Source organism: Streptomyces spongiae (assembly GCF_009377185.1).
GTDB classification, from domain to species: Bacteria; Actinomycetota; Actinomycetes; order Streptomycetales; family Streptomycetaceae; genus Streptomyces; species Streptomyces spongiae.
Window position 1 is genome coordinate 1 of record NZ_VJZC01000329.1, and the last position, 11,070, is coordinate 11,070.

Here is an 11,070-nt window from a genome sequence, read left to right on the forward strand (position 1 = left end):
CTCCCCACCCCCGGCGAGCCCATCGTCTCTCTCGTCTTCAGCTCCGACAACGCCACGCTCTTCGCCGCCGGCAGCCACGTCCCCCTCCACCGCTACACCCTCGACCCCACCCGCATCATCGGGCACGTCTGCGTCCGAGCCGGGAACGAGGACCTGACGAGGGCGGAGTGGGCCACGTACGTACCGGACGCGCCGTACCGAAGGGTGTGCGACTGAGGGTGGGTGACGAGCGGTCGCCGAGACACGGGGCCCGCGGCTGTTCGGCTGGTGCCCGCGGCGTCAGGTCCTGCCTCGCGGACCGTCTCAGGGATCGCGACCAGCTTATTTGACACCCCGCCAGAATCAGGCCGACCTATGTCAGACGCCATCCGTCAGGACTCGAGCCCGCTACTTGACGACTGTCAGAATCTCGTTGATCTGACATATGTCAGACGGTGCCCTCCGGCACCGGAGAAGCAACTCCGCGCACTGGCCGGCGTACCGCATGCCGCTGATCAGCCAACTCAACCGCCAGGCCCGGTACCGGCAGACCTGCTCCCCCGCCTCGGCACAGGAAGCACGCCGCCGGGCGACGGATGGCCCCGGACCGGAATCCAGGGCAGCCGTCCTTCGCTGTCGAGCAGATGATGGTGGCCCGAGCCCTCGGTTACCACGTGACCGTCCCGATCGTCACGGTGCCCTTGCCCGCGACCGTCCCGCGGTCGTTGACCAGGCGTACCTCCGGTGGCGCCCCTCCGGTACGGCCGCCGTGGCCGTGACGTGTGCGGACACGGTCGTCGCGGCGCCCGTACCCCGAACTTCACCGGCCCCGAGTTCGTCCGGCGTGACCGAGCCGAGCGCGCTGGAGAAGACCACGCCGCGGTAGTCGAAGGCGGTCGAACCGGACGGCACTAGCCCAGCACCTCGATCGTGTACGTACCGGCGGCCGGGTCGGCCACGGAGACCGATTCCTCGGCATCGGCGTCCGCGTCCACGCCGACCAGGCCACCCTTGGCGTCGTACACCATGAGATCCAGGTCGGCGGCATTGTCCTCGGGCGAGCCGATGGCGACGACCAGTGATGTGGCGCCCTCGGGGACCTCGACCGTAGTGGTCTGTGTGGCGCCGTCGGCGATGGTCGGGCGCGCGGTCTTCGAGGAACCGGGCGTGCCGCCCTTGAGAGTGCCGTCCACCGCCGCGTCCCCGTTCGTCGCGGTCCGGGAGACGGCGGCCGGGGTGCCTGCCTTGCCCTCCGGCACGGTCACGGGATCCGGGGCGAAGGATGCCCCGTAGACGGCGACGTCAAGGGCGTACCGATTGTCGAGCGGCTGAGTGGCGTAGTACGACTCGACCACGATCTCCCAGACGCCGGCCTGCGGGTTCGGGTACGTGGCGACGTCCGGCGTCGTGGGGTCGTCGTCATCGGCCGGGAGGCCGGACGGCTGGAGCGCGCCGGCCGTCGTCCAGCTGCCGTCCTCCAGGCCGCCGAGCCTGACCTCCAGTGTCTTGGCGCCTTCGGGGACGGTCACGAAGTAGGTGTTCGCGCTGTTGCGCTGCACCGAGCCCGAGACGACGTAGGTGTGTTCGGCCGGGGCGGAGACCACGACCGTCGTCAGGATCTGCCTGTCGACGCCCTCGGTGGTCGGGGCGTCCACTTCCAGGCGGGCGCTCTTGACGCCCGCGGAGGCGGACCCGGCCTGGATCCTGACGGCCACCGGCTTGTTCAGCGGCAGCTCGACGGTCCGGGAGCCGAGGATCGCGAAGGTGTCGGCCTTGTTGTTCTTCAGCCGCAGTTCGTGGAGGACCGGGCCGTCCGGGCCGGAGGTACGGGTGACGGTGACCTCGTGCGTCTTCTTCTGGCCGTCCTTCAGCCCGCCCTCACGGTCGTAGACGCCCGTACCGAAGCCCAGCGTCTTCAGCTGCTGGTCCAGCACGGTGTCCACCGGGGCCTTGACGGTGTAGTCGTGGGCACTCGTGCCCTTCTCGACCGCCTTCCACGCGGCGGGGATGTCGATGAGGCCCGCGCCTTCTTCGTCCCCCTGAACTCCCTTGATGTGAGCGGCGGTCGAGGTGAGTGCGGTACGCAGCTTCACCGGGGTGAGGTCAGTGCCCTGCCGCTTCGCGGCGGACAGCAGCAGCACGCTCGCGCCCACGGCCTGGGGGGACGCCATCGACGTGCCCTGGTACATGGCGTAGCCGGCAGGCAGGTTCCAGCCCGTGTAATCCTCGTAGAACTGGCTGCCGGGCATCCACGACGGGATGGCGGAGACCGCCGGCGCTGTCGACACGAAGGCATGACCCACGTAGTCCTCGACGGCACCCTCATCGAGAGCGACCGCCTCGCCGGCATCCGCGAGAACGGCAACAATTTGTGGTTCAGGCAGAAACACAAGGCGTTCGGCGGCAACGTGCAGTTCCTGTCCGCACCAGACGGCACGCCGTTGTGGGGCTCCGATGTCGAGCCCGGCTCCACTCCCGACATCACCGCCGCCCGCCTCCACGCCCTGCCCGCCCTGTACAAGGCTGCGTCCGACGGCCTGCCGACCCTCGCCGACAAGGGACACATCGGCGCGGGGACCGGCATTCTCATCCAGGTCCGCCGCTCCAAGGGCCAGTCCGAGCAGGCACTTTGCGCGGACATCCGCACCTTCGACGCACTCGTGCGGAGCATCCGGGACCTGGGCGAGCGCACCGCCGCCGAACTCAAGCAGCGATGGCGCACACTGCAGCACATCACGCTCAGCCCCAGCCGGATCGGCGACATCGCCCGAGCCGCCCTCACCCTCAACCGAATCTGGAAACGATCACCGACGAGAGAACGTCAGTTGTCACCCAGTTGGTCACTCAACGAATGGCTACCGGCGAGTCTGGTGAGCAATTCCCGGCCGATCGAGGCTTTCTGACGGTTACACGTGTCGTTATGATCGTAAATTTGTCCACCTGTCATATCCAAGCCCCTGTCAGCCTTGCTAGATTGACGCCAGTCCTCCAAGACGAAGTCGGGCAGATCCCGCCGCTGACGGAGGCTGCATTCCCCCCCACCTTCACCAAGGCTTTTTTCGGATGCCTGGAACTGCTGCGGCTGAGTTTCGCTGCTTCCCGCCACGTCTCACGCCAATGCTTTTCGGCATCCAACCACCCCCCCCAAACACTGGAAAGCGCACATAAGTGATGAGATCCCTCCAGCGTCTCGCCCCCGGGCTGGCCATTTCTGCCATGGCGATCGTGCTGAGCACGCCCCAACTGGCCGCCGCCGACGAGGCGAGCAACGGCAAGGACACCACGTACTACGTCTCGCTCGGTGACTCCCTGACCACCGGTTACCAGCCGGACGTGGACAAGGACACCGACGTCGCCTACACCGACCAGCTCTACGCGCAGCTCAAACTGCGCACTCCCGGACTGAAGCACATACGCCTCGGCTGCACCGCTGAGACCACCGAGTCTCTGATCAAGGGCGGCAAGTGCGACTACCCGAACGCCAAGTCCCAACTGGACGCCGCCCTGCAGGCCTTGGCCAAGCACCGCGGCAAGGTCGCCTACGTGACCCTCAGCGTGGGTGCAAACGACATTCTCCTCAACTGCGTCAGCCCGGCCGGCACCCTCGACGGGGCGTGCCTGAACAGCCGGAGCCAGACCATGGCGACCAACCTCGCCCAGATCGCGGGCGCGCTCCGCAAGGCGGGCGCGAAGGACACCCAGTTCGTGGGCTCGACGTACCACAACCCGTTCCTGGGGGCCTGGCTGCAGGGCGCCGCGGGGCAGCAGACCGCCAAGGAGTCGGCACCTCTGATCAAGGCCGCCAACACGGAAATCACCCAGGTGTACAAGTCCGCCGACTTCAAGGTGGCGGACGTGGCCGGGGCCTTCTCCTCGGACGACTTCACCACCCAGGTGAACGTGCCCGGCGCGGGCGAGGTGCCGGTGAACGTGGCCAAGATCTGCCAGCTGACCTGGGCGTGCACGAAGAAGGACCCTCACCCCAACGCCGACGGACACAAGGTGATCGCAGGCGCCTTCGCGGCGGTGCTCGCTGCGAACGACGCGCCCGGTGCGGGCCAGCCCCCGACCCCCAGCGAGTCGGCCACGCCCGGGCCCGGCACGGACACGGGGGCGAACCACCCGACCACCAACGGAGATCTTGCCGAGACCGGCGCGTCGAGCAGTGCTCCCGTCTTCGCGGGTGCGGGTCTCGCGGTCGTGGCGGTCGGCACCGCCGGGGTCTACTTCGCGCGCGGGCGCCGTACGGGGGAAGAGAGCTGACGGACAGTCAGTAGATCGAACTCAAGCAGCAGTCCGCTCGCGGTGTCGCGGGCGGACTGCTCGGGCTCGGCTGGGGACGGTCCGGGAGCAGACCCCAGCCACCCCGGGGACCGTGCCCCGCGAGCTCACCGACGTGGAGCGTCAGCGGGACCCCTCAGGCGGGGATCCGCGCTGCCGATCCAGCGCAACAGGGGAATGAATGATGGCCGCGCTCCGAGAATCGGTAAGTGCGGCACGGACGAGAGAAGAGAGAGACAGACCATGTCCGAAGTTGTGCCCAAGCGCAGCCGTCGCGTTCGGTGGGCCGTGCCCGCCGCGGCGGCCGTCCTGGTGGGCCTCCAGATCGCGGGGGCCGGTTCCGCGTTCGCCGGGAAGGGGGACGAAGCCTATGTGTGGCAGAACCGCACTGGGGTGAGGACGGCACTGGAACGTCAGTGCCACGCCGATGGCGGTTCGCAGCTTGTCTTTACCGGCCGCGGCGCTTACGACTGCCTGCGTTGACCCAGTACCAGCCCGCCTGACGCTGGAACCCCCTCTCTCCTCGGTCAAGTCGCGCTCCTCGGCCAGCACGGCCGCGGGGGTCTGTGGGTCGCGGAAGCCGACCGCGCGGACTGCCAGCGGGCCACGCCACTGACGTGGCGGCCGCCGATCGCATCGTGCTCGTGGTAGGGAGGGGCGACCAATCGCGTCCCGACATCCCCACCAACCCGTAGCGCAGGCCCGCTGTCCTGCCACGTCCACCGACAGGGCCGCAACGCCGATCGATGCGCGTCCGGTTCGCCTCTGCTTCTTCGTCGCCGCGTCGGACCGAGCCGGTCGGTCGGCCGCGCTCACGCCGGGCCATGCTCCGCAGCGCCGGGACGCGACGCCCCACCCCGCGTGGCGGGCGGCCTCGCAAATCGCGAGTTCTGGACAGCTGGAGTTGACCGGTCCGGCGGCAGCTCGGAGATTGCGCCGACCCCAGCCCTCGGCTCGCGTGAGCGGCCGCCGGTCAGAACACTCTCGCCGGGGAACCGTCTGCAAGACGGTTCCCCGGCGAGCCACATGGCAGGCCCCCCAGGTCATTGACCCGGGGGGGCATGTGCTGGTCGTTGACGACGTCGGACACAGCTACGGTCGGGCGGCCGGCTTTACCGAGCTGAGGGCCCGGCCAAGGAAAGGCCGGCCGAGGCACCCCGAACCAGTAACGGTTCACCGGGGTGCAGCCCGGTCGGCGGTCCAGCGTCTGGAGGGGTCGACCACCTGCCCCGTGAGCGAGCGGGTGGGGGCCGACCCCAAGGGTCAGGCGGGGTTGCGGCCGATGAAGAACTCGCGGAAGGGGTCCATGCTCGGCTCGAGCCCGGCGTCGATGAGTCCCTTGCGCAGGGCGGTCATCTGGGCGTCGTGGATGCGCTGGGTGGGCTGGCGGAGCGGGCCGCCGTTGTAGCCCTGGAGCCACCCCTGGAACTTCCAGGCCTGACGGTTGATGAAGTTGCCGCCGTGCAGGGCCGGCCCCAGATTGGACTTGGTCTTGCGCGCCGGGTGGAGCTGCCAGTAGATGTCGGCGGCCTCGTCGTACTTGCCGTCGCGCAGCAGGTTGAACGTGCGGGGGATCATGGGGCCGTAGTACTCGTGGTCGCTGGTGGCCGAGAACTGGAGGGGCATGATCTGGGACAGTGGGATCAGTTCGCCTTCGATCGGCATGGAGATGACCACCTCGTCACCGAAGTGGCGATGGCATTCGATGACGCTCTGGATGCTGGGGAATCCGCCCTCCGCCTTGATCGCGCCGATGTTGGGGCAGTCGTCGATCAGACGGCGGATCAGGCGTACGGGGATGTCGGACGGGTGGATCCGGGAACTGAAGCCCCAGAGATACATGGGGAAGAGCATGACCGCGAGGTTCGTCGCGTCGCAGACGGCCTTGGTGTAGTCGTAGATCTCCTGCTCGGACTCGGGGTAGAAGTTCGGGGGGTAGGACAGCAGGACCAGTTCGGCGCCGGCCTCCTCGGCGCCCCGCACGGCCTCGATGTTCTGTTCGAGGGTGCTGAAGCTGGCGTGGTGGACGAGGATCAGCCGGTCGCGCGCCTCGTCCTTGACGACGCGCAGGAAGTCCAGGTACTCGGGCAGGGTGATGGCGACCTCGGACACGCCGAGCGTGCCGGCGAAGCCGTGCTCGATGGCGAGCCGGGTGTCGTGCCGGATCGCTTCCTCGTTCAGGAACTGGAGGTCGCCGGTGAAGGAAGGGATCGTGCAGTTGACGATCCCGACCAGGTTCTCGCGCGCCCAGGCGCGGGCCTCGCTGCGGTGGTATCGAGCCATGGTGGTCATTCCTCGGGTGGTTGTCGGTGAGATCAGCTGGTTCCTGCGCCTTCCCAGGCGAGGTATTTGGTTTCCAGGTATTCGGCGATGCCGTAGATCGATCCCTCGCGGCCGAGGCCGGACTGTTTGACGCCGCCGAACGGCGCGACCTCGTTGGAGATCAGGCCGGTGTTGATGCCGACCATGCCCGCCTCCAGGGCCGCGCCGACCCGCCAGACGCGTTCGGCGTCCCGGGTGAACAGATAGGCGGCCAGGCCGTACTCGGTGTCGTTGGCCAGACGGACGGCCTCGGCCTCGTCGGTGAACCGTTGCAGCGGTGTGACCGGTCCGAAGGTCTCTTCCCGCGTCACCGCCATCTCCGCGGTGACGCCGGCCAGCACCGTCGGCCGGTAGAAGAGCCCGCCCCGTGGGTGGCGTTCCCCTCCGCACAGGACGGTGGCTCCCTTGGCGTGTGCGTCGGTCACGTGGTGCTCGACCTTGGCCACCGCGTCGTCGTCGATCAGCGGGCCCTGCTGGACTCCCTCGTCGAAGCCGTCGCCGACGACGAGACGACAGACCCGCTCGGTGAGGCGTGCGGCGAAGGCGTCGTAGACGCCGTCCTGGACGTAGACGCGGTTGGCGCTGATGCACGCCTGCCCTGTGTTGCGGTACTTGGTGGCGATCAGACCCTCCACCGCGACGTCCACGTCGGCGTCGTCGAACACCAGGAACGGGGCGTTGCCGCCCAGCTCCATCGAGGTCTTCTTCACCGTGGCGGCCGACTGGGCCAGCAGCAGGCGGCCGACCTCGGTGGAACCGGTGAAGGTGACTTTGCGGACGAGTGGGTTGCCGGTCAGCTCGGGGCCGATCTCACGCGGGTCTCCGGTGACCACGTTGAACACCCCGGCCGGAACGCCCGCCCGCTCAGCCAGTTCGGCCAGCGCGAGGGCGGTCAGCGGGGTCTGCTCGGCCGGCTTCAGGACCATCGTGCAGCCGGCCGCCAGGGCCGGTCCCGCCTTGCGGGTGATCATCGCCGCGGGGAAGTTCCACGGCGTGATCGCCGCGCACACCCCCACGGGCTCCTGCAGGACGACGATCCTCCGGGAGCGCTCCGGGGATGCCATGACGTCGCCCCTGACACGTTTGGCCTCCTCGGCGAACCACTCCAGGAACGAGGCCGCATAGGCGACTTCGGCCACCGCCTCGGCGAAGGGCTTGCCCTCCTCGAGGACGATGAGCCGGGCCAGGTCCTCGGAGTGCTCCGTCACCAGGTCGAACCAGCGGCGCAGAATCCCCGCGCGCTCCTTGCCCGACCGTGCCCGCCAGCCGGGCAGTGCCCGGTGCGCCGCCCCGATGGCCGAGGCGGTCTGGGCGCGGCTCAGCTTCGGCAGCTTGGCGAGTTCCTCGCCGGTCGAGGGATCGCGCACGGTGAAGGCGCCGCTGTCGCCCGTACCGGCCCATACACCGTCGACGTACGCTGCGGTCCTCAGCAGCGCCGTGTCGTTCAGTTCTCCGCGCATGAGGATCTCCTGGTCATCCCTTGGCCACCGGACGGATGGTGACCGGCAGCGGAGTGCCGACCTGTGATTCAGCGGCCCGGCGGACGCACATGACGGCTACGGCGAGGTCCTGAAGGGCGGTGCCGACCGACTTGTAGAGCACGACCGCGTCCGGGGACGGCCGTGCGGGTACCCGGCCTGCCACCACGTCGCCGAGCGGGACGAGCCGGTCCGCGAAGACCACGCCCGCCTCCTTGGCGGCGATCATGTCGCCGGTGTCGTGGGCGACCTCGTCGACGTGGTCGGCGACGATCAGATCCGCGCGGGCGATCGCGTCGGCGTCCAGTTCGCGCTGCTCGGGCAGGGTGGAGCCGATGGAGACCACCGTCATCCCCGGTTCGAGCCAGGCGCCGAGCAGCGTGGGCCGCTCGCCGCGTGCCCGGGCCGCGCAGACCACCAGGTCCACCCCGGCGACCGCCTCCGGAGCGCTGTCCACCGCCACCGGCGGAACATCCAGGTCGGCGAGGCGTTCGGCGAACCGGGCGCGGCTGGCCGGGTTGGGGCTGAACACCCTGACCTCGGCCAGTTCGCGTATCGCCGCCAGCGCGCGCACATGATGCTGCGCCTCGAACCCCGATCCGATCACCCCGACGCGCAACGAGCCGGGCGGGGCGAGCAGGTCGGCCGCGAGTGCCGAGGTCGCCGCCGTACGGAAGCCGGTGACCGCGTTGCCGTCGAGCAGCGCCAGCAGCTCGGTGGTCCGCTGATCGAACAAGGGGATCAGGTACGAAGCGCCTCGGCTGTGCATCGAGGCGGCGATCATCTTGCCGCCCATCACCCCGGCTCCGGGCAGAACACCGGTCAGTGTCCGCAGCCAGACGCCTTCGCCGCGTGCCATGGTGCGCGGCGGGAGGCCCGCTTCGTCGGCGGCTGCCGCGTACGCGGCACGCAGTGCGGTGACCGCCTCCGGCCAGTCGAAGACCGCCCTGACGTCGTCATCGGTGAGGAACGTCGTCACGCGTGCTCCTTCGGCCCGGAGGTGTTCCCGGTCAGGTCGTCGAAGATGACGACCTCCCGGCTGAGCAGGAAGAAGGACCGCGACGGCTGGTGGAACGGGCCGCGCTTCTCCGCGTGGGCGGTCAGCGCCGTGTGATAGGCGCGGAAGGCGGGGAGGGCCTCCGCCTCGTCGAACCACAGGGCGGCGTAGGCCTCGTACGAAGGCTGCCCCGAGCTGCCGAAGTGCTCGCCCCGGGCGTCACCGGCAACAGCCGTGTTCCACTGGTAGCCGCGCAGGGTCCCGGCCGGTCCGGACGCGTCGGCGAGTACGTCGTCGTGCGCCTGCCGCCAACGGCCGCGGAACTCCTGGGGCGTCACCCCCTCGGCGGCCTCCATGAACAGGAGCACCTTCACCGCGCCCGGCCCTGGGTTCGGCACCTCCGGGCGGTGCTCCTCGACGAGGAGGCTGACCGCCGAGGGCATGTCGCTGAAGTTGGCCCCGTCTGCGGCCACCACCGCGCTGTGGGGGTCCTCGAAGCCCCGCATCATGGACTCGACGTCGTCGTAGTAGAGCTCGGTGACGGAGTCGCGGGGCCAGGTCACCTGATACTCGATGTCGCCGGTGGCGCCGTAGGCGCTGTCGAAGACATGGTTCTGGACGTACTTGCGCAACGTGAGCTTCTTGGCGAGAGCGAGCCCGCCGTGCACGTCCCGGATGTAGTCGGCGTACTCGCTGTGGGTCATGTCGGGGCGGCGACGAATCGCGGCTACAAGTTTGATCATCGGATGTTCCTCAAGGGTGTTGACGGCCTGTTCGTCACTGCGGTGGGCGGGGGCGACGGTCACACCGGCGGGGCGACGAAGGCGGGGTCGGGCAGGTCCAGGGGCGTCCTGGCCAGCAGGTCCTCGACCGAGTTGGCCGTGCCCCACTGGTCCTGCACCATCGGATCGGTGAAGTCGTGCAGGCCCGGGTGCCAGGTGTCCTCGTCGAGCAGCGTCAACTCGGTGGTGTACTCCATGACGTTGGCGCTGGGGTCGATGAAGTAGCTGAAGGTGTTGTCACCGGCCATGTGGCGTCCCGGCCCCCACAGGAGGTCCGCGCCCGCCCGCCGGAGCCGGCCCGTCCCACGCAGGTACTCGTCGATACCGCGCATCTCGAAGGAGAGGTGGTGCAGCGAGGCGTGCGGTCCCTTGGCCACGGCGAAGCTGTGGTGCTGGGGGTTGCAGCGCATGAAGTACATCGCGGCGCCGATCTTCGGGTGGGTGAGCGTGTCGGAGAGGGAGAAGTCCAGATGCCTCTCGTAGAACGCGACCAGAGGTTCGGGGTCGGGCGAGTTGATGACCACGTGCGACAGCCGCACCGGTACCGATTCCCTGGCCTCCACCTTGCGGTGGGTACGGACCGCCACGTCCGCGGAGACTTCGACGACCCGGCCGTCCGGGTCGAAGAACCGGAACCCGTAGCCGCCGCCAGGGGTCTTGAGCTTGTCCGGCTCGGTGATCAGTTTCACCTCCGCCAGCGTCAGGCGGGCGGCGAGCGCGTCGACGTCGCGCGCCGTGGCGGCGCCGAACGCGATCAGGTCGATGCGCTTCTGTCCGGCTTCGCGGAGCCGGACGACGTACTGCTCGGGTGAGCCCACGGCGGCCAGGAACGCGATGCCGGTGTCCTCGGCGACCTTCTCCAGGCCCCACAGGTCCTGGTAGAAGGCCAGTTGCTTGGCAAAGTCCGGTACGGCCAGGTCGACGTGGCGCAGATGGGTGATGAGACGGTCGGGCATCAGGGGGCTCCTTTTCGCGGATCGGGGTCAGGCGGGCTGGGAGAGCAGCGGGAAGAGGCTGTGCATGAGGGAGTCGGCGCCGGCCCTGCGCTCGGGATCCCGCACGGCGTCGCACAGTTCGACCGAGGTCTCGACGACGCTGCGCGCCCGGGCGAGGCGGCGTGCCGTGAAGGTGTCGAAGAGGTCCTGGTCCAACCGGTCGCGGGTGACGAGCAGTTCGGCGAGGACGAGCGCGTCCTCCAGGCCCATGGCAGCGCCCTGGGCGAGGGTGGGCG

General features: G+C 69.2%; 9 protein-coding genes and 2 pseudogenes. 4 read left to right on the plus strand and 7 right to left on the minus strand.

Translation table 11 applies throughout. The features are described 5' to 3' along the window. Positions 1 to 216: hypothetical protein (locus FNH08_RS51035; RefSeq protein WP_194238689.1), on the plus strand; the 216-nt coding region annotated here is incomplete at its 5' end. A 430-nt stretch (positions 217 to 646) separates the two neighbouring features. Here FNH08_RS51035 and FNH08_RS32535 read toward each other — a convergent pair. Further along, a pseudogene (locus tag FNH08_RS32535) lies at positions 647 to 2,261 on the minus strand (pre-peptidase C-terminal domain-containing protein); the annotation flags it as partial. 12 nt (positions 2,262 to 2,273) lie between these two features. Between FNH08_RS32535 and FNH08_RS52385 the strand changes: the two are divergent. The 3 genes from FNH08_RS52385 (at position 2,274) to FNH08_RS32545 (ending at position 4,743) form a co-directional block, all read left to right on the plus strand. After that, positions 2,274 to 2,882, plus strand: coding sequence for a transposase family protein (locus tag FNH08_RS52385; protein ID WP_228034488.1), 609 nt, complete (start codon positions 2,274 to 2,276; stop codon positions 2,880 to 2,882). A gap of 313 nt (positions 2,883 to 3,195) precedes the next feature. Further along, complete coding sequence (locus tag FNH08_RS32540; protein WP_152775118.1) at positions 3,196 to 4,242, plus strand: SGNH/GDSL hydrolase family protein; 1,047 nt, start codon at positions 3,196 to 3,198, stop codon at positions 4,240 to 4,242. Between the two features lie 261 nt (positions 4,243 to 4,503). Further along, the gene (locus FNH08_RS32545; protein WP_152775119.1) at positions 4,504 to 4,743 is read left to right on the plus strand and encodes a hypothetical protein; all 240 of its coding nucleotides are present in this window, start codon (positions 4,504 to 4,506) and stop codon (positions 4,741 to 4,743) included. A gap of 780 nt (positions 4,744 to 5,523) precedes the next feature. Here the strand turns inward: FNH08_RS32545 and FNH08_RS32550 are convergent. The 6 genes and pseudogenes from FNH08_RS32550 to FNH08_RS51040 all read right to left on the minus strand — a co-directional run. Beyond that, positions 5,524 to 6,543 (minus strand): dihydrodipicolinate synthase family protein, encoded by a 1,020-nt coding sequence (locus tag FNH08_RS32550; RefSeq protein ID WP_152775120.1) that lies wholly within the window; start codon positions 6,541 to 6,543, stop codon positions 5,524 to 5,526. Between the two features lie 32 nt (positions 6,544 to 6,575). Beyond that, entirely contained in the window at positions 6,576 to 8,042 is a 1,467-nt protein-coding gene (locus FNH08_RS32555) for an NAD-dependent succinate-semialdehyde dehydrogenase (protein WP_152775121.1), read from the minus strand. Positions 8,043 to 8,055: 13 nt separating this feature from the next. After that, positions 8,056 to 9,039: an ornithine cyclodeaminase family protein gene (locus FNH08_RS32560; RefSeq protein ID WP_322725877.1), complete on the minus strand. Its 984-nt coding sequence runs from the start codon at positions 9,037 to 9,039 to the stop codon at positions 8,056 to 8,058. Beyond that, a complete protein-coding gene (locus FNH08_RS32565) occupies positions 9,036 to 9,800 on the minus strand; it encodes an EthD domain-containing protein (RefSeq protein WP_152775122.1) in 765 nt (254 codons plus the stop codon). The genes FNH08_RS32560 and FNH08_RS32565 overlap by 4 nt, the downstream gene beginning before the upstream one ends. A gap of 59 nt (positions 9,801 to 9,859) precedes the next feature. Further along, a complete protein-coding gene (locus tag FNH08_RS32570; protein ID WP_152775123.1) occupies positions 9,860 to 10,795 on the minus strand; it encodes a VOC family protein in 936 nt (311 codons plus the stop codon). Between the two features lie 27 nt (positions 10,796 to 10,822). Next, a pseudogene (locus tag FNH08_RS51040) lies at positions 10,823 to 11,070 on the minus strand (2-polyprenyl-6-methoxyphenol hydroxylase); the annotation flags it as partial.